16 protein-coding genes and 2 tRNA genes are annotated in these 17492 nt (G+C 72.9%); 2 read left to right on the plus strand and 16 right to left on the minus strand.

What is annotated here, in order from left to right; all coding sequences use genetic code 11:
* Positions 1 to 361: 361 nt before the first annotated feature.
* From G5C65_RS05920 to G5C65_RS05945, 7 genes are all read right to left on the minus strand, one after another.
* The gene (locus tag G5C65_RS05920) at positions 362 to 1207 is read right to left on the minus strand and encodes a DegV family protein (RefSeq protein ID WP_165297559.1); all 846 of its coding nucleotides are present in this window, start codon (positions 1205 to 1207) and stop codon (positions 362 to 364) included.
* A gap of 28 nt (positions 1208 to 1235) precedes the next feature.
* Positions 1236 to 1904 carry a hypothetical protein gene (locus G5C65_RS05925; RefSeq protein WP_338146248.1) on the minus strand — a complete coding sequence of 223 codons (669 nt, stop codon included), beginning with the start codon at positions 1902 to 1904 and terminating at the stop codon, positions 1236 to 1238.
* A 127-nt stretch (positions 1905 to 2031) separates the two neighbouring features.
* Positions 2032 to 4905, minus strand: a complete 2874-nt coding sequence (gene leuS / locus G5C65_RS05930; protein WP_165297560.1) for a leucine--tRNA ligase — start codon at positions 4903 to 4905, stop codon at positions 2032 to 2034.
* 287 nt (positions 4906 to 5192) lie between these two features.
* Positions 5193 to 5265: transfer RNA gene (locus G5C65_RS05935), tRNA-Ala, on the minus strand.
* A 163-nt stretch (positions 5266 to 5428) separates the two neighbouring features.
* A complete protein-coding gene (locus G5C65_RS05940; RefSeq protein WP_165297561.1) occupies positions 5429 to 5662 on the minus strand; it encodes a hypothetical protein in 234 nt (77 codons plus the stop codon).
* Positions 5663 to 5669: 7 nt separating this feature from the next.
* Complete coding sequence (locus G5C65_RS40680; RefSeq protein WP_420903284.1) at positions 5670 to 5849, minus strand: hypothetical protein; 180 nt, start codon at positions 5847 to 5849, stop codon at positions 5670 to 5672.
* Between the two features lie 134 nt (positions 5850 to 5983).
* On the minus strand, positions 5984 to 7486 hold the full coding sequence (locus G5C65_RS05945) for an MFS transporter (RefSeq protein ID WP_165297562.1): 1503 nt from the start codon (positions 7484 to 7486) through the stop codon (positions 5984 to 5986).
* Positions 7487 to 7579: 93 nt separating this feature from the next.
* On the opposite strand from G5C65_RS05945, the gene G5C65_RS05950 reads away from it, so the two are divergent.
* Positions 7580 to 8551 (plus strand): helix-turn-helix transcriptional regulator, encoded by a 972-nt coding sequence (locus G5C65_RS05950; protein ID WP_165297563.1) that lies wholly within the window; start codon positions 7580 to 7582, stop codon positions 8549 to 8551.
* A gap of 97 nt (positions 8552 to 8648) precedes the next feature.
* On the opposite strand, the gene G5C65_RS05955 is transcribed toward G5C65_RS05950, so the two are convergent.
* The 6 genes from G5C65_RS05955 to G5C65_RS05980 form a co-directional block, all read right to left on the minus strand.
* A tRNA-Ala gene (locus G5C65_RS05955) sits at positions 8649 to 8721 on the minus strand.
* Between the two features lie 137 nt (positions 8722 to 8858).
* Entirely contained in the window at positions 8859 to 9515 is a 657-nt protein-coding gene (locus tag G5C65_RS05960) for a histidine phosphatase family protein (RefSeq protein WP_165297580.1), read from the minus strand.
* The gene (gene rsfS / locus G5C65_RS05965) at positions 9512 to 9964 is read right to left on the minus strand and encodes a ribosome silencing factor (RefSeq protein ID WP_165297564.1); all 453 of its coding nucleotides are present in this window, start codon (positions 9962 to 9964) and stop codon (positions 9512 to 9514) included. The genes G5C65_RS05960 and rsfS overlap by 4 nt, the downstream gene beginning before the upstream one ends.
* 105 nt (positions 9965 to 10069) lie before the next feature.
* Complete coding sequence (locus G5C65_RS05970) at positions 10070 to 11761, minus strand: LytR C-terminal domain-containing protein (RefSeq protein ID WP_165297565.1); 1692 nt, start codon at positions 11759 to 11761, stop codon at positions 10070 to 10072.
* Positions 11758 to 12384 (minus strand): nicotinate-nucleotide adenylyltransferase, encoded by a 627-nt coding sequence (gene nadD / locus G5C65_RS05975; RefSeq protein ID WP_165297566.1) that lies wholly within the window; start codon positions 12382 to 12384, stop codon positions 11758 to 11760. The genes G5C65_RS05970 and nadD overlap by 4 nt, the downstream gene beginning before the upstream one ends.
* Before the next feature lie 60 nt (positions 12385 to 12444).
* Entirely contained in the window at positions 12445 to 12612 is a 168-nt protein-coding gene (locus G5C65_RS05980; RefSeq protein WP_165297567.1) for a hypothetical protein, read from the minus strand.
* A gap of 180 nt (positions 12613 to 12792) precedes the next feature.
* Here G5C65_RS05980 and G5C65_RS05985 point away from each other — a divergent pair, with 180 nt between their 5' ends.
* Entirely contained in the window at positions 12793 to 13926 is a 1134-nt protein-coding gene (locus G5C65_RS05985) for a M48 family metallopeptidase (RefSeq protein WP_165297568.1), read from the plus strand.
* Here G5C65_RS05985 and G5C65_RS05990 read toward each other — a convergent pair.
* From G5C65_RS05990 to G5C65_RS06000, 3 genes are all read right to left on the minus strand, one after another.
* Entirely contained in the window at positions 13889 to 15010 is a 1122-nt protein-coding gene (locus G5C65_RS05990; RefSeq protein ID WP_165297569.1) for an SCO2583 family membrane protein, read from the minus strand. The genes G5C65_RS05985 and G5C65_RS05990 overlap by 38 nt on opposite strands.
* A gap of 276 nt (positions 15011 to 15286) precedes the next feature.
* Complete coding sequence (locus G5C65_RS05995; RefSeq protein ID WP_165297570.1) at positions 15287 to 16111, minus strand: SCO2584 family spore wall biosynthesis protein; 825 nt, start codon at positions 16109 to 16111, stop codon at positions 15287 to 15289.
* Positions 16112 to 16161: 50 nt separating this feature from the next.
* On the minus strand, positions 16162 to 17421 hold the full coding sequence (locus G5C65_RS06000) for a glutamate-5-semialdehyde dehydrogenase (RefSeq protein WP_165297571.1): 1260 nt from the start codon (positions 17419 to 17421) through the stop codon (positions 16162 to 16164).
* Positions 17422 to 17492 lie beyond the last annotated feature (71 nt).

Below are 17492 nucleotides of genomic sequence, written 5' to 3' on the forward strand. Positions count from 1 at the left end.
GCCGGGGGCGGAGCCCGGGCCGGAGCCGGAGGCCGGATCCGCGGCGGGAGGTTCAGCGGGGGCGTCGGGAAAGCCGGGGAGAGGGATCTGGGTGTGGCGCTCTGGTGCGTCACCTGCTCGTGCGCTCATGTCCGAGGACGCTACGGACCCGCCGCACCACGAGGTGATCTTGCGGGATTTCCGTGGATAACCCGCGAGTTGTGGATAACTCCGTCCCCCACAAGAGTGGCCGCAGCGCCTGGGCTGCCCCTGCCCGTACCCCGCGGACTGCGGCTGTCGCCATGGCCGGTCGCGCAGTTCCCCGCGCCCTGCGACGCAACAGCAAGGGGCAGCCCGGACCCAGCAGCCCAGCGGACTCGGCCTAGCGGCGAGCGACCACCGCTCCGAGGAGGCCGGGGCCCGTGTGCGCGCCGATGACGGCGCCGACCTCGCTCACATGGAGGCCGCGCAGCCCCGGCAGCCGTCCCCGCAGCCGCTCGGCGAGGTGCTCGGCGCGCTCGGGGGCGGCCAGGTGGTGGACCGCGACGTCCACGGGCGCGTCGCCCGCGCACTCCGCCACGATCTCCTCCAGCCGCGCCAGGGCCCGGGACGCCGTCCGCACCTTCTCCAGCAGTTCGATCCGGCCCCCGGACAGCTGGAGGAGCGGTTTGACGGCGAGGGCCGAGCCGAGCAGCGCCCGGGCGGTGCCGATCCGGCCGCCCCGGCGCAGGTAGTCGAGGGTGTTGACGTAGAAGTAGGCCGAGGTGCCCTCGGCGCACTTCTCGGCCGCCGCCACCGCGTCGTCCAGTGAGCCGCCGTCCTCCGCTGTGCGGGCCGCGGCGAGGCAGCAGAAGCCGAGTGCCATGGCGACCACTCCGGAGTCCACCACCCGGACGGGGACGGGCGCCTCCCTGGCGGCCAGCACCGCCGCGTCGTACGTCCCCGAGATCTCGGCCGACAGGTGCAGCGAGACGACTCCCTCCGCGCCCTCCTCCGCCGCCGCGCGATAGATGCGCGCGAAGGTCTCCGGGCTGGGCCGCGAGGTGGTGACGGGGCGGCGCTCGTGCAGGGCCGAGGCCAGCGAGCGGGCCGAGATCTCGGTGCCCTCCTCCAGCGCCTCGCCGCCGAGGACCACGGTCAGCGGGACCGCTTCGATACGGTGCCGCTCCAGCTCCGCGCGGGGCAGATAGGCCGTGGAGTCGGTGACGATCGCGACAGGTCGGGACATGGCAGGAGCGTAACCGGAGGCCGGGGGCTCAGGAGGCGCCCCGGGGGCGCCGCTTGTCCATGCCCGGCAGCGGGCGCTTGGCCTCCTCGCCGGACGCGCTCTCGTCCAGCGCGGGCCCCGGTTCCGGGGCGGCCGGGGCCTCGGGGGTCTCGGGCGGCTGCCAGTGCCGCAGCGCTCCCGTCTCCAGCTCGATCTGGCCGCGCAGCGCGTCCAGCTCGTCGGTGTCGAACCGCCGGGCCCTGTCCTGTGCGGCGAAGCGGAGGGAGTCGGCGGACTCCTTGATGGCCCGCATCCGCTCGCGCGCGTCCGGCAGCCGCTCCGCTATCCGGGCGCGGTCCGGCTCGCGCTCCATCAGCAGCCGCAGCTCGCCGTCCAGTTGCCGCGCGTGGTCGTGCAGCCGGTCCAGCAGGCCGATGGCCTCGCTCAGCGAGGGGTCCGCCTCGGCGCCGGTCTCCAGGGCGCGGCGCGTGCCGTCGATGGACTCGCGCAGTTCCATCCGCACTCGGGCCACCTCGCCGACCGGGCCGGGCTGGCTGCCGCGGGCCTTCAGGGTGGTCTCCTCGACGGTGCGCCTGACCTGCGCTCCGGTGCGCTCCACGCCCCGCTTCACGGCGCGGACCGTACGCACGGTGGCGATCACTCCGAGGACGACACACGTCAAGAAGAACAGGGCCACCAGACCCATGACGAACTCCACGGGCCGCTCCTTCGTCCGTCCGCCTGCCGCACTCCCGCCGTTCCTGTCCCCACCAGACTAAACGGGAGGGGGCGGCCGCGGGTTCCCCGCAACCCGGACCGCCCCCTCAGCCGCCCCGTAGGGGACGTCACGCGGGGACGACGTTCACCAGCTTGGGCGCCCGCACGATCACCTTGCGGATGTCCGCGCCGTCCAGTGCGGCGACAACGGCGGGCTCGGCCAGGGCGCGCTCCTCCAGTTCGCCCTCCGGGATGGACGGCGGGACCTCCAGCCGCGCCCTGACCTTGCCCTTCACCTGGACGACGCAGGTCACGGTCTCGTCGACGACGTACGCCGGGTCGGCGACGGGGAAGTCCGCGTGGACCACGGTGGTGTCGTGGCCCAGCCGGCGCCACAGCTCCTCGGCGACATGCGGGGCCAGCGGCGCGATCAGCAGCACCATGCGCTCCGCCACCGAGCGGGGCACCTCGCGGCCCTTGGTGACGTGGTTGTTCAGCTCGGTGATCTTGGCGATGGCGGTGTTGAAGCGCAGACCCGCCATGTCCTGCCGTACGCCGTCGACGGCCTTGTGCAGGGCGCGCAGCGTGTCCTCGTCGGGCTCCGTGTCGACGACGGTGACCTCGCCCGTCGTCTCGTCCACGACGTTCCGCCACAGCCGCTGCAGCAGCCGGTACTGGCCGACGACGGCGCGGGTGTCCCAGGGGCGCGAGACGTCCAGCGGGCCCATCGCCATCTCGTACAGCCGCAGGGTGTCGGCGCCGTACTCCGCGCAGATCTCGTCCGGAGTGACGGCGTTCTTCAGGGACTTGCCCATCTTGCCCAGCAGCCGGGTGACCTTCTCGCCCCGGTACCAGTACGCGCCGTCGCGCTCCTCCACCTCGGCGGCCGGTACGGCGATGCCGCGCGCGTCGCGGTAGACGTACGCCTGGATCATGCCCTGGTTGTACAGCTTGTGGAACGGCTCGGCGGACGAGATGTGCCCCAGGTCGTACAGCACCTTGGACCAGAAGCGGGCGTACAGCAGGTGCAGGACGGCGTGCTCCGCGCCGCCGACGTACAGGTCGACGCCGCCGGTGGGCTGCCCCTCGCGCGGGCCCATCCAGTACCGCTCGACGTCCGGGTCGACCAGCTTCTCGCTGTTGTACGGGTCCAGATAGCGCAGCTCGTACCAGCACGAACCCGCCCAGTTGGGCATGGTGTTGGTCTCGCGGCGGAAGCGCCGCGGGCCCTTGCCGTCACCCAGGTCCAGGGTGACGTCGACCCACTCCTCGTTGCGCGACAGCGGTGTCTCGGGCTGGGCCTCGGCGTCGTCCGGGTCGAAGGTGCGCGGGGAGTAGTCCTCGACCTCGGGCAGTTCCAGGGGCAGCATCGACTCGGGCAGGGCGTGCGCGATGCCCTCCTCGTCGTAGACGATCGGGAACGGCTCGCCCCAGTAGCGCTGGCGGCTGAACAGCCAGTCGCGCAGCCGGAAGTTGACGGTGCCCTCGCCGATGCCGCGCTCCTCCAGCCAGCGGGTCATGCGCTCCTTGGCCTCGGCGACGGTCAGGCCGTCCAGCGAGACCCCCTCGCCCGAGGAGTTGACGATCCTGGCGTCGTAGGAGACGAAGGCGTCGTCCCAGGCGGCCGGGTCCAGGCCGCGGTCGTCGGACGGCTCGACCACGCACCGCATCGGCAGCTCGAAGGCGCGCGCGAAGGCGAAGTCGCGCGTGTCGTGCGCCGGAACGGCCATGATGGCCCCGGTGCCGTACCCCATCAGCACGTAGTCGGCGATGAAGACCGGCACCCGCTCGCCGCTGGCCGGGTTGCGGGCGTACGCGCCGGTGAACACACCGGTCTTGTCCTTGGCCTCGGCCTGGCGCTCCACATCCGACTTGGCCTCGGCCTGCGCGCGGTACGCGGAGACGGCTTCGGCCGGTGTCGCGTGGCCGCCGGTCCACTCCGGGCGGGCGCCCTGCGGCCAGGCGTCCGGCACGACGCTGTCGACCAGGGGGTGCTCCGGGGCCAGCACCATGTAGGTGGCGCCGAACAGGGTGTCCTGGCGGGTGGTGAAAACCTCGACCTTGTCGCCGCCGACGGGGAAGTCGATACGGGCGCCCTCGCTGCGGCCGATCCAGTTGCGCTGCTGCAGCTTGATGGCCTCGGGCCAGTCCAGTGCGTCCAGGTCCCGCAGCAGGCGGTCGGCGTAGGCCGTGATCCGCATGTTCCACTGCCGCAGCCGGGCCTTGAACACCGGAAAGTTGCCGCGCTCGGAGCGGCCCTCCGCGGTGACCTCTTCGTTGGCCAGGACAGTGCCCAGTCCGGGGCTCCAGTTGACCGGCGCGTCCGAGGCGTACGCCAGGCGGTACTCGCTCAGCACTTCGGCGCGCTCGCGGTCGCTCAGCTCGCCCCACGGCCCGAAGCCGTCCGGCGTCCCCCGCTCGCCGGACGCGAACTGCTCGACCAGTTCGCTGATCGGGCGGGCCCGGTCCGCCTCGGTGTCGTACCAGGCGTTGAAGATCTGCAGGAAGATCCACTGCGTCCAGTGGTAGTAGTCCGGGTCGATGGTCGCGAAGCTTCGGCGCTGATCGTGCCCCAGGCCCAGGCGGCGCAGCTGCGCCCGCATCTGGCCCATGTTGCTCTCGGTGGAGGTGCGCGGGTGGGTGCCCGTCTGGACGGCGTACTGCTCGGCGGGCAGGCCGAACGCGTCGAAGCCCAGGGCGTGCAGGACGTTGTGGCCCGTCATCCGCAGGAAGCGCGCGAACACGTCGGTGGCGATGTAGCCCAGCGGGTGTCCGACGTGCAGCCCGGCACCGGAGGGGTACGGGAACATGTCCATGATGAACTTCTTGGGCTTGGCCACCTGCTCCGGGTCGCCGCCCAAATCGCCCTCGCCGGGGTTCGGCGCCTCGTAGACGCCCTGCTTCTCCCAGAAGTCCTGCCAGCGCGCCTCGATGTCGGCGGCCAGGGCCGCCGTGTAGCGATGGGGGGCCGCGGTCTCGGCGGCGGTGGTCTTCTCGCTCATCGTCCTCAAAGCTCCATCAGTCGTCTCTGCTCAGCCGTCGCCAGCGTTCTCGGCCCAGCGCTCAAAACGAAAAAACCCCTCGCACAGGAGGGGAAGCCGCGCCGAGTCCGGCCCGTCGGAAGGGCCGGTCCGATCAGCGCGGCCTGCTAAGCAGAAGGCGTGCGGCACGCATGCGGTCAGGGTACCGCACAGCACGAGAGGGGTGCGGGGCACCACCGTGCACACGACGAAGGCGACCGCGCCGCGCACTCCGCGGACGACGATCGCCTCTTACCTGTGAAGCCGAGTGGAGCTAAGGAGAATCGAACTCCTGACCTCTTGCATGCCATGCAAGCGCTCTACCAACTGAGCTATAGCCCCGGGATCTGGTCCGCCGGGGGCTTCCCCTCGGCGGCTCAGCCAACAGTACACGCCCCCACCCGCCTCATGCCAAATCGCTTTCCCGGTCCCCGCGCCCCGGGCCGTGGGGCTTCGGACTGCGGGGCTTCGACTGCGGGGCTTCGGACTGCGGGCTTGTGGGCCCTCAGGCCGTCGCGAACGAGTAGAACCGCTTGAGGGTGCAGTGAGCGTCCAGCAGGCGGCCGTAGATCGGCTCGCCGTCGAGCTCGCGGTACGTCTCGATCGGATCGCCCTTTATGATCAGCGCCCGCGCGCAGTCCTCGCACCAGTACTGGTACGCGGGGTTGACGGGCTCCATGTCGCGGACGATCGGGGTACCGCTGCCGCACCAGTCGCACTTTCTGCTGTGTGCGCCCATCGCTCACTCAGCTCCAGATGTGGCCGCAAGCCGTGCACACGTAGGAAACTCCTCCATTGTCACCGAGCACTTGGGCGACATTCGATGAACCGCAGGACGGGCACTGCAGGGCGTCCGGGCGGGTCGGCAGGTGCTCCGGCCGAAGCTCGGGCTCCGGGCCGTCCTCATCGGGGACCCTCGCCGACATCGCACTCGTCCCTCCCCTCTGGCCTTCCCCCTTCCAGCCGTCACGATTCTGCCACGTTCTTCCCCGTCTCCTAAGCCCCGGTCAACGATCCGCCCGCGCTGTCCCCTGGCGCTCTGCGCCGGCGGACGAGCGCGTCACGGGCGCCCGGAGCCGCCCAGCAGTGCCCGCACCGCCCCGCCGAGGGCTCCCGCCACCGCGCCGGCCGCCAGCACGGCACATGTCAGGGCCATCGCGCGCGGTGCGGCGAGCGGTCCTGTCGCTGCCTCCAGTCTTCCCAGGAACACCGCTCCGTAGGCCGCCACACCCACCAGCAGTCCCAGCTGGGACGTGGTCACCAGAAGACCGCTGGCGTCGGCGGCCTCGCTGGGCCGCACGCCCGCCACCGCGCCGGCCAGCACCGGGTTGAAGGCCAGCGACAGCCCCACGCCCAGCAGACCGGTGAGCACATAGACGACCGCCCCGCCGTCCCCGCCGTCCGCGAACACGGCTCCCAGAGCGGCGAAGCACCCGGCGGCCAGCAGGAAGCCGCCGGGGGACAGCAGGGGCAGCGTGCGCGCGGGCAGCCGCCGCCACACCATTCCGGCCACCGAGAAGGTGACGCACTGCGGCAGCATCACGAGGCCCGCGCGGAACGCGCTCTGTCCCAGGCCGCCCTGCAGGTGCAGCATCAGCGCGAAGGTGAACCCCGCGTTGACGGCCATCATGGCGCAGATCCGGAACATCGCGAGCGGGACGCCCGGCGCGCGCAGCACCAGCGGGGACAGCAGCGGGCTGCCGCCCCTGCGGAACAGCCGCGACTCGTGGACCGCGAAGACGGTGAAGACGACGGCGCACAGCGCGAGCGACCCCCAGCCCCACAGCGGCCAGCCCAGCTCCTGCCCGAGCACCACCGGGACGGTGAACAGCAGCACCGCGGCGGCGAGCAGCACCAGCCCCGGCAGGTCGAGCGCGCGGGGCCGCTCCTCGCGGTCGGTGCCCCGGGTGTCCAGGACCGACCTGCCGACCGCCAGCAGGACGAGCCCGACCGGCACGTTGATGAGGAAGACCGGCCGCCACCCCGTGCCGAAGAGGTCCGCGCTGACCAGGACGCCGCCGAGGATCTGCCCGGCACCGGCGCCGATGCCGAGGACAGCGGCGTACGCCCCCAGCGCACGGGTGCGCGCGGTGCCGGTGAACGTGCGCTGGATCAGGCTGAGCACCTGGGGCATCATCAGCCCGGCGCCGGTGCCCTGCGCCACCCGGAAGGCGATCAGCTGCCCGGGGCCGGCGGCGAGCCCGCAGGCCAGGGAGGCGGCGGTGAACAGGGCGAGGCCGCCCAGGAACATCCGGCCGTGCCCGGCCCGGCCGCCGAGCCGCGCGCCGGTGATCAGCAGGACCGCGTACGCGATGGTGTACCCGGCGACGATCAGCTGCAGCACCGCACCGGACGTGTGCAGGTCGGCACGGATGTCCGGGGCCGCGACATTGACGATGAAGGCGTCCAGGACGCCCATGAACTGCCCGGTGAGCACGAGCGCCAGCAACCGGCCGGGCCGCGTGCGCTGCTGCGGGCCCGGCCCGCTGTCAGTGCCGTGGGCTCTACTGGAGCTGTCGACGGCCGACGAGCCGGCCGTCGCCGTGGAGGAGGTGGAAGCCATGCGCCGACCCTGGCCCGGCTCCGGTAAGGGTTCCGAGAGCCCTGTGATGCTGGTACCGACAGCACCTGGCACCGTGCCGTCCCCGCCCGCACGATGAAGGATGTGAGCACGATCGCACCCGGTCCCCCGTCCCCGGCCCCGTCCGCGTCCCGGTCCGCGCCGCGGTCCGCGCCCCGTCGCCCCGAGCTGGCCGCCTTTCTGCGCAGCCGCCGTGCCCGGGTGACCCCCGCGGATGTCGGCATGCCCGCCGGGCCCCGGCGCCGCACCCCGGGGCTGCGCCGGGAGGAGGTGGCCCAGCTCTCCGGCGTGGGCGTGACGTGGTACACGTGGCTGGAGCAGGGCCGCCGGATCAACGCCAGCGCCCAGGTGCTGGACGCGGTGGCGCGCACCCTCCGGCTCGACCCGGCCGAGCGCGAGCATCTCTACCACCTGGCGGAGGTCCCGTGCCCGCCCGCGCGGGCCGCCGACGCGGAGCAGGTCGACTCCGAGGTGTGGAGCATCATCCAGGCGATGGATCCGCTCCCGGCCGTGGTCTACAACGGCCGGTACGACGTGCTGGCCGCCAACGCGGCGTACGCCGGCGTCTTCCCCTGGCTGCTCGCGGAGCGGCCGGAGGAGCGCAACGTGCTGTGGCACCTGTTCGCCGGCGTCCCGCGGTGCTGCTGTTCGATCCTCAACCGCGAGGAGGAGCTGCCGCTGCTGGTCGCCACCCTGCGCGGGGCCTATGGCCGGCATGTCGGCGAGCCCGTCTGGGAGGACTTCATCCAGCGGCTGTCGGAGGCCAGCGCGGAGTTCGCCGCGCTGTGGCGGAGCGGGGACGTGGCACCGCCGGGCACGCGGGTCAAGAGGGTGCAGAACGCCGCGGTCGGCAGGCTGCGCCTGATCTCCACCTCGCTGGAGATCAGCCTGGCACCGGAGACCAGGATCGTGGTGTACACGCCGTACGACGACGAGACCAGGAGGCTGGTCGCCGAGGCCCGCTCGGTGGAGGACCCGCTGATCGGCTGTCCGCTGCACGCCCGCCCGCTGTCCCGGATACGGGCGGAGCGGCAGCGCTCCGGGTGACGTGCCGCACGGCAGGCATTGAAAAAGCCCCGCCTTCGGGCGGGGCAGGGCTTCGGTCTTCTCGCCTTGTGTCGAGCTCATGTGCCGAGCCGATGTGTGGAGCTAAGGAGAATCGAACTCCTGACCTCTTGCATGCCATGCAAGCGCTCTACCAACTGAGCTATAGCCCCGTGCCGGGCGCCTGAGCGCCGCGAACGAGTAGCAGCTTACCCGGTGACCAGGTGAAAGGCGAAATCGGTCCGCCGCCCGCCGGAGAGCCGCACGACACCCCCTGGTCGCCGTCCCTGGCGCCGTCCTGGTCGCCGTCCTAGTCGTCGTCGCCCAGGACCGGTTCCGGCAGGCTGCCCGCGTTGTGTTCCAGGAGCCGCCAGCCGCGTGCGGTCTCGCCCAGCACGGACCAGCTGCAGTTCGACAGCCCGCCCAGCGCCTCCCAGGTGCGCGGCGCGAGGCCGAGCAGCCGGCCGATGGTGGTGCGGATGGTGCCGCCGTGGCTGACCACGACGAGCGTCCCGCCGTCCGGCAGCTTGTCCGCGCTCCGCTCGACCACCGGCGCGGCCCGGTCGGCGACCTCGGTCTCCAGTTCGCCGCCGCCCCGGCGCACCGGCTCGCCCCGCTTCCACGCGGCGTACTGCTCGCCGTACAGCCGGACGATCTCGTCGTGCGTCAGGCCCTGCCAGGCGCCCGCGAAGGTCTCCCGCAGCGCCTCGTCGTGGGTGACGTCGAGGCCGGTGAGGGACGCCAGCTGGGCCGCCGTGACCGCCGTGCGCTTCAGGTCCGAGGCGATGATCGCGTCCGGCCGCAGCGCGGCCAGCAGCCGGGCCGCGCGCCGCGCCTGGCCGAGGCCCTCGTCGGTCAGCTCGATGTCCGTCGACCCCTGGAAGCGGCGCTCCAGGTTCCACGCCGTCTGGCCGTGCCGCCACAGCACGATCCTGCGGTCACGGCAGGTGTCCGGGTGCCCGTTCAGCTCAGCTCTCCATCCAGCTCGGCCGCCTGCGATCCCTGGCCCTGGCGGGCCGCCTGCTGCTCCGCGTCCCTGCCCCGGGTCGCCCGCGCGTCCTCGGGCAGGTCGAGCTGCGGGCAGTCCTTCCAGAGCCGCTCCAGCGCGTAGAACACCCGCTCCTCGCTGTGCTGGACGTGCACGACGACATCGACGTAGTCCAGCAGCACCCAGCGGCCGTCGCGCTCCCCTTCGCGGCGCGCCGGTTTGGCGCCCAGCTCCTTCAGCAGCCGCTCCTCGATCTCGTCCACGATGCCCTTGACCTGGCGGTCGTTGGGTGCGGAGGCGAGCAGGAAGGCGTCGGTGATGGCGAGGACGTCGCTGACGTCATAGGCGACGATGTCGTGGGCGAGCTTGTCAGCGGCGGCCTGGGCGGCGGCGTTGATCAGCTCGGTGGCACGGTCCGTGGCGGTCACAGGCAGGCTTTCGGGTCGGGGACGGGGGCGTCACGCGTACGCGGCCACACCCGCGGTCGGCGTGTACGTATCAGCTTCCAGGGTCTCACGGCCGGCGGCGCGCCCTCAGCCCTCGTAGTCGCGGCCCAGCACCACGCTCACGTCCGCGTTCGCCGCGCCGTCGGCCCGGCGCACTGACGTGTCCACGCCGAGCGTCTTGGCCACCTCCTCCGCCTTGGCCTTCTGCTCCGGCTCGGCGTAGGTGACCAGCGTCTTCGCCTGCGCGGAGTCCGCCGCGCCGCCCTTGACGACCTGGTAGCCGCCGTTGACCAGAGCCACGGAGGCCGCGTCGGCCGCGCCCTTGCGGCCGCTGCCGTTCTTGACGTTCACGCGCGGTGCGGCGTCCGGGTCGGTGTTCTTCACCGCGCCGCCGAGGATCTTCTTGACCACCGTGTCGCTGGTGCGCTCACTGAGCGTGCCGTTGGGGCGTACGGGCAGCAGCCGCGTGTGGTACGCGCCCTTCTTGGCGTGCTCGGCGAGCTTGGCCAGCGAGGCGCCCAGCTGGCCCTCGGAGAGCGAGGGGTCGGGGATCTGGCCGAGCGACCGGACGGTCTTGGTGGCGGCGTCCGGGGTGGTGGAGAGCTTCCGCAGCGCCGCCTGCATCACCTGTCCGAACCGCGCGAGCTGCTTGGTCTGCGGCTCGCCCGTGCCCCGGTAGGTGGCGTAGCCGACGGCCGCCTTGCCGTCCAGCTCGCGCTCCTTGCCGGAGCGCACCAGCGGCTCCGCGCCCTTCTTGCCGCCCGGCACGGTCGCGTCCGCGTCCACGGCGATCCCGCCGACCAGCTCGACCAGGTTCTCCAGGAAGGGGGTGTCCAGCCGCCAGGTGCCCTTGATGTCGGCGCCCAGCAGGGTGCCCAGCGCCTCCCGGGTGGGCCCGGCGCCCTCGTCCTCGACCGCCTTGCCGAGCGTGGTCGCCTTCCCGTCCTCGCCGGAGACGGCGAGGGTGTTCGGCAGCAGCACGGAGGTGCCCTCGGCCGCGCTCGCGTTGTCGACGAGGAGGGCGGTGGAGGTGCCCTTGCCGTCCGTGGTGCGCAGATGGACGACGATGACGTCGCGCCGCTCGCCCGTCGCCGCCTTCTTGTCGTCCTTGGGGCCGTCGAGGCCCGGCAGCATGCCCGCGTACCAGAGGTAGCCCACGCCGCCCGCGGCCACCAGCACCAGCGCGACGACCAGTGCGACGACCCGGTGCCGCCCGCGCCGCTTGGCCTCCTCGCGCCGCTCCGTGCGGCTCTCGGTGAACTTCAGCCAGTCGATGACGTCTTCGGAGTCCTCGTCGGGCTCCTCGACGAACGAGAACTGCGCCGTGTGGTACTCGCGCCCGTCGGACGGGGCGCCCTCGGCGGCCGGGCCGGACTCCGGCGCGGACGCCTGGGGAGGGACGCGCGGAGCGTGCCGCTCCTGCTGCGGGGCCTGCGGCTGCTGCGGGAACCACTCCCCCTGCCCGGCCTGGGTCCGGGTCTGGGCCTGCTGGGCGTACGGGTCGTAGCCGTAGCCCTGCGGGTCCTGCCCCTGGCCCGGGTACGGCGCGGAGGGCTGCTCCGGCTGCTGGGGCGCGGCGTAGGAGGCGTACGGGTCGTACCCCTGCTGCTGCGCGTACGGGTCGTAGGAGGCGTCGTAGGGCGCCGCGTAGCCGTCCTGCCCGGGGTACGCGGCGGGGTCCTGCTGCCGGTAGACGGGGCGGCCGTACTCGTCGTACCCGACGAGCTCCGGCTGCTGACCGCCCTGGCCGTACGGGTCGTACCCATAGCCGTCCGTCACGCGTGCGGACCCCCCTCCCGGTACAGCCCCCGCTTGCTGATGTAGCGCACCACGCCGTCGGGCACCAGATACCAGACCGGGTCGCCGCGTTCCACCCGCGCGCGGCAGTCCGTGGAGGAGATCGCCAGCGCGGGGACCTCCACCAGCGAGACGCCGCCGTCCGGGAGCCCCGGGTCCGCCAGCGCGTGGCCGGGACGCGTCACGCCGATGAAGTGCGCGAGCGAGAAGAGCTCCTCGGTGTTGCGCCAGCTGAGGATCTGGGAGAGCGCGTCGGCGCCGGTGATGAAGAACAGGTCGGTGTCCGGGTTGAGCTCCCGCAGCTCGCGCAGCGTGTCTATGGTGTACGTCTTGCCGCCGCGGTCGATGTCGATCCTGCTGACCGAGAACTGCGGGTTGGAGGCCGTGGCGATGACCGTCATCAGATAGCGGTCCTCGGCCGGGGACACCCGCTTGTGGCTCTTCTGCCACGGCTGGCCGGCCGGCACGAAGACGACCTCGTCGAGGTGGAAGCGCGCGGCCACCTCACTGGCGGCCACCAGGTGGCCGTGGTGGACGGGGTCGAAGGTCCCGCCCATCACACCGAGCCGCCGCTTACCGCCGCCGGACACTATGTCCTCTCCCATGCGTGCCGACCCTATCCTCTGTCCCGGGCACACCGGCCGCCCAGCGGGCCCGCGGAGGGCTCAGCGGTCCCGGTTGAAGCGCGTGGTGACCCACAGCAGCAGGATGAGCGCCAGCAGGGCGCCGCCGCCGGTGAGGAGCGGGCTCAGGCTCTCGTGGTTCTCTCCGCCGTGCTCGCCCCCGGAGGCGAGCGTCAGCAGGGTGTCGTGGGCGGTGCTGGACAGCGTCATGGTCGGCAGGGCCTATCCCGTAGAGCGGACAGTTGGCAGCCATATCGTAAGCGTGCGGGTGCGCGGGGCTCACGCCGACTCAGCCCGTAAGGCCCCCTCATCCGGCACCCTGGGGAACGTCGGGGCCCCAAAGGGCGTCCACCCTCTAGGCTGGACAGTCACGTCGAGGAGGGGAACACCATGACAGACGGCACAGGCGCCGAGCGTCTGCCGGGCCGCGAGCGGCGCCGCTTTCCGGGCATCTCGTCCCGCGCCTACGAGCACCCCGCGGACCGCTCCGCGCTCGTCGCGCTGCGCAAGCTGAGCGGTTTCGACACGGTCTTCAAGGCGCTGAGCGGGCTGCTGCCCGAGCGCAGCCTGCGGCTGCTCTTCCTCTCCGACTCGGTGCGGGTCAGCGATCAGCAGTTCGCGCATCTCAACGCCATGCTGCGCGACGCCTGTTACATCCTGGACCTGGAGAAGGTCCCGCCGATGTACGTCACCCAGGACCCGCAGCCCAACGCCATGTGCATCGGCCTGGACGAGCCGGTCATCGTGGTCACGACAGGGCTGGTGGAGCTGCTGGACGAGGAGGAGATGCGGGCGGTCGTCGGGCACGAGGCCGGGCACGCGCTCTCCGGGCACGCGGTCTACCGCACCATCCTGCTGTTCCTGACGAACCTCGCGGTGAAGGTCGCGTGGATCCCGCTGGGCAATGTCGCGATCATGGCGATCGTGACGGCGCTGCGCGAGTGGTTCCGCAAGTCGGAGCTGTCCGCCGACCGCGCGGGGCTGCTGGTCGGGCAGGACCTGCAGGCGTCGATGCGCGGCCTGATGAAGCTCGCGGGCGGCAACCACCTGCACGAGATGAACGTCGACTCCTTCCTCAAGCAGGCGGAGGAGTACGAGTCGGGCGGCGATCTGCGCGACTCCGTGCTGAAGATCATGAACATGCTGCCGCGCACCCACCCGTTCACCACGGTGCGCGCCGCCGAGCTGAAGAAGTGGGCGGACAGCCGCGACTACCAGCGGATCATGGACGGCCACTACGCCAAGCGCGAGGACGACCAGGAGACCTCGGTCAGCGACTCCTTCCGCCAGTCGGCCAGCCACTACGCCGACTCGGTGAAGACCAGCAAGGACCCGCTGATGGGCCTGGTACGGGACATCGCGGGCGGCGCCGGGGACCTGGGCGGCAAGCTGCGGGACACCTTCACGGGCGGCGGCCGGGGCGGGGGCGGCGCCTCCGGCGGCAGCGGGGACTCAGGAGGCGGCAGCGGCTCGGGGGGCGGCAGCGCTAACGGGAAGGACGGTCCGGGCTCGGCTGAGCACTAGCGGCCAGCACTCCGCAGACCGAGGCCGAGGACCGGCCCCGCGCGTAGGGGTCGGTCCCGCCCGCGGGGCCGTCGTGCCCCACGCGCTTGCCCGCCAGCAGCGGCGACAGCGTGTCGGAGGAGTCGGAGGAGCAGGCCATCGGCCCGGCGCGCATGGAGACCTGCTCCACGCTCATCTGGTGGCTGCGCAGGTCCTCGCGGTCGAAGTGGAAGCGCACCGCGCGGCGCACGGTGAACAGCGAGGCGCCCTTCGCCGCGTGCGCGTCCTCTCCGGCCTCGGCGGGCCGCACGGCGTAGACGAAGACGTGGTCGGCGGTGACCTCCAGCGCGTTGGAGCCCGCCTCCTCGACGGTCAGGGTGCCGTTGACGCGCACCTTGGGGTCGGCGAGGGCGACCTTGGCGGGGTCGAAGCGCACCATCCAGCCGGTCGCCGCGTGCCGTCCGTCGCTGCGCGGGCTCTCGACGCTCCGGTCGAACTGCCGCTGCTGTCCGGGCGAGAGCAGAACGTGTACGGGGCGGACCGCGCCCCCGGTGAGCACGTCGGGGTCGAGGGAGCTCTCGATCACGTAGTCCTTCGCGCCGGTGAGCGCCGAGAGCACCTGGCTCTCGGAGAAGTGTTTGCTGCGGCGGGCGGGCGGCAGGGTCACGCCGTCGGCGCCGGTGCGGAACTGGGCGGCGGGGCTGTGCTCGTACAGGTCGGCGGGGGTGGCGCCCGGGACGGCGCCGCGCGGGGCGAGCGGGAGCATGTCAAGTCGCATGGGCGCGGCCGGGGGCTGCGGCGGGGAGTCGTACGGGTTGCGTATCCCCATGTAGATCGCCGTGCCGAAGGCGACGGCGATCAGCAGCACCAGGATGACGCCCTGCTTGGAGACCCCGCCGCCGCTCCTGCCCTCGCTCTGCTCGACCGGGGGCCGGCTGCGCACGGCGGCGTGCTCCTCGTCCTCCAGCCGCTCCTGCGCGGAGAACTCCTGGAGCCGCGCGGCCTGGATGAAGGACTCGTCGAACACCAGCGACCGGTACTCGTCGTCGCCGCCTGACGCGCCGCTGTCGGACGGCCCGTCCGGAGGGTCCACTCGCCCGCTCATACCAACAGGGTAGGACCGGGCGGGCGCTCGTAAACGCGCTGGTTCGGGACAACTTCCCCGTTTCCCGGGCCTCCGCGCAGGCCCCGGCGCACGGGCGCTCGCACGGCGCGGAGGCGCCCCCACGCGGGCCGGTCAGCGGCCCCGCGAGCGGCCGTGCTCCCAGCCGTGATCCCGGTCTGGGGGCTTACGCCGAACGGGCTACCGTCCCGCGCCGGAGGCGGAGCCCGCGTCGGACGGGGAGCCCGCCCGGCCCGCTCCCCGCCGTGCCGCAACGGGTCAGCCGGACGGGGGCTCGGCCGAGGCGGTGGGCGCGCCGGTGTCGGCGGAGGCCGAGGGCAGTGCGCCCGGCACGCCCCCTCCGTCGGCTCCTGGAGCGCCCTCGGCGCCGTCCGGGCGCTCGGCGCCGCCGGGCCGGGACGAGGGGTCCACACCGGTCGTCGCGGGCGGCGGGGAGGGCTCGCGCTGCCCCGAGGCGCCGCGGTAGACGGCGGAGAAGGCCAGCGCGACCATCCCGATGCCCATCACCACGGCCAGCACCCAGGCGACGGGCCGCTGCCAGGCGACATGGCCGCGGTAGGGGCGGGAGCCGTCCGGGCCGTACGCGCCGTCGCGGCCGGAGCGGCCGTAGCCGTAGTCGGAGCCATGCTCGAACGCGGGATCCAGCTCGGGAGGGCAGCCCGGCGTGCCGGGTCCGTACGGGGAGCGGAAGTCGCACTCGGGGTGGTCCCGGGCGGGGTGCTCGCCCCGGTGCGGGGAGTAGCCGCCGTAGGGGCCGTAGTCGCCGTAGTCGGGGAGGCCGTCGTACTCCGCGGCGTAGTCGGAGCGGTCGAAGCGGCCCTCGTCGTCGTCCGGGTCGTCGCCGTCGGGCTCTCCCCGGCGGTAGCCGTGGCCCTCCTCGGCTATCCGGCGCTGCTCGCTCTCCGCGTGCGACTGGGCCGCCGCGAGTATGCGCTCCGTCGCCGTGGGCTCGTGGACCTCGGCAGCCCGCACGAAGTCCTCGTCGAACACCACGGAGGCGAACTCGTCGTCCGCCGCACCGTGGTCGCGGCTGTCGGGCTCCTCGCCGTCCGGGAACGGCTGGCCCCCCACATCGTCCGGCACGCACTCCAGCGTAGACCTATGCGGTCAATTTGGGCAGGGACCGAGGAAATTCACTCGCGGATGTGACCGTCGCCCGTCACCACATACTTCGTGGACGTCAGCTCGGGCAGCCCCATCGGGCCCCGTGCGTGCAGCTTCTGGGTGGAGATCCCGATCTCCGCGCCGAAGCCGAACTGCCCGCCGTCCGTGAACCGCGTGGAGGCGTTCACCATCACCGTCGTCGAGTCCACCAGGGCGGTGAAGCGGCGGGCCGCCGCGGTGTCACTGGTGACGATGGCCTCGGTGTGCCCGGAGGTCCACGCGCGGATGTGCGCCACGGCCGCGTCCAGCGAGGGCACCACGGCGGCGGCGATGTCGTACGAGAGGTACTCGCTCGCCCAGTCCTCGTCCGTGGCCGGCAGGACGTGCGGGTCCGCGGCCTGCCAGGCGGCGTCCCCGTGCACCGTGACGCCCGCCTCGCGCAGCGCCTCGGCGGCGCGCGGCAGGAAGCCGTCCGCGATCCCGGCGTGCACCAGCACCGTCTCGGCGGCGTTGCAGACGCTGGGGCGCTGGGCCTTGGAGTTGACGAGGATGCGCAGCGCGGTGTCCGGGTCGGCGTGCTCGTCCACGTACACATGGCAGTTCCCGGTGCCCGTCTCGATGACGGGGACGGTGGACTCCGCGACGACCGTCTTGATGAGCGAGGCGCCGCCGCGCGGGATGAGCACGTCCACCAGCCCGCGGGCGCGCATCAGCTCGCGGACGCTCTCACGGCCCTCTCCGGGCACGAGCTGCACGGCGTCGGCGGGCAGCCCTGCGGACTCCAGCGCGTCCCGCAGAACGGCGACCAGGGCGCTGTTGGAGGCATACGCGGAGGACGAGCCGCGCAGCAGGACGGCGTTGCCGGACTTGAGGCAGAGCGCGGCGGCGTCCACGGTGACGTTCGGGCGGGCCTCGTAGACGATTCCGACGACGCCGAGCGGGACGCGGACCTGGCGCAGCTCCAGGCCGTTGGGCAGCGTCGAGCCGCGGAGCACCTCCCCGACGGGGTCGGGCAGCGCGACGACGTCCCGCACGTCCGCCGCGATGGCGGCGATCCGCTCCGGGGTGAGCGCGAGGCGGTCGACGACGGCCTCCGGGGTGCCCGCGTCCCGGGCCCGCTTCACGTCCTCGGCGTTGGCCGCCGTGATCTGGTCCGTACGGGCCGTGAGCGCGTCCGCGATCGCGGACAGTGCCGCGTCGCGCGCGGTGCGCGGGAGGGGGGCCAGACGGGTGGCGGCCTCCTGGGCACGGCGTGCCGTCGCGATCACGGGTGACTGGTCGTCGCTCATGGGGCGATGGTATCGGCGTCGCGGTGCCCTCTCTCACACCCGTACCCGGCGTCCGGGCTGCGCTTGCCGGC

Origin of the sequence: Streptomyces boncukensis (genome assembly GCF_011045075.1) — a bacterium.
GTDB lineage: Bacteria > Actinomycetota > Actinomycetes > Streptomycetales > Streptomycetaceae > Streptomyces > Streptomyces boncukensis.

Coding starts and splice junctions, on each gene's coding strand:
- G5C65_RS05990 (WP_165297569.1), bottom strand. CDS start 15,010: ATGAGCGGGCGAGTGGACCCTCCGGACGGGCCGTCCGACAGCGGCGCG.
- G5C65_RS06000 (WP_165297571.1), bottom strand. CDS start 17,421: ATGAGCGACGACCAGTCACCCGTGATCGCGACGGCACGCCGTGCCCAG.
- leuS (WP_165297560.1), bottom strand. CDS start 4,905: ATGAGCGAGAAGACCACCGCCGCCGAGACCGCGGCCCCCCATCGCTAC.
- G5C65_RS05940 (WP_165297561.1), bottom strand. CDS start 5,662: ATGGGCGCACACAGCAGAAAGTGCGACTGGTGCGGCAGCGGTACCCCG.
- G5C65_RS05920 (WP_165297559.1), bottom strand. CDS start 1,207: ATGTCCCGACCTGTCGCGATCGTCACCGACTCCACGGCCTATCTGCCC.
- nadD (WP_165297566.1), bottom strand. CDS start 12,384: ATGGGAGAGGACATAGTGTCCGGCGGCGGTAAGCGGCGGCTCGGTGTG.
- G5C65_RS05985 (WP_165297568.1), top strand. CDS start 12,793: ATGACAGACGGCACAGGCGCCGAGCGTCTGCCGGGCCGCGAGCGGCGC.
- G5C65_RS40680 (WP_420903284.1), bottom strand. CDS start 5,849: ATGTCGGCGAGGGTCCCCGATGAGGACGGCCCGGAGCCCGAGCTTCGG.
- G5C65_RS05950 (WP_165297563.1), top strand. CDS start 7,580: ATGAAGGATGTGAGCACGATCGCACCCGGTCCCCCGTCCCCGGCCCCG.
- G5C65_RS05945 (WP_165297562.1), bottom strand. CDS start 7,486: ATGGCTTCCACCTCCTCCACGGCGACGGCCGGCTCGTCGGCCGTCGAC.
- G5C65_RS05980 (WP_165297567.1), bottom strand. CDS start 12,612: ATGACGCTGTCCAGCACCGCCCACGACACCCTGCTGACGCTCGCCTCC.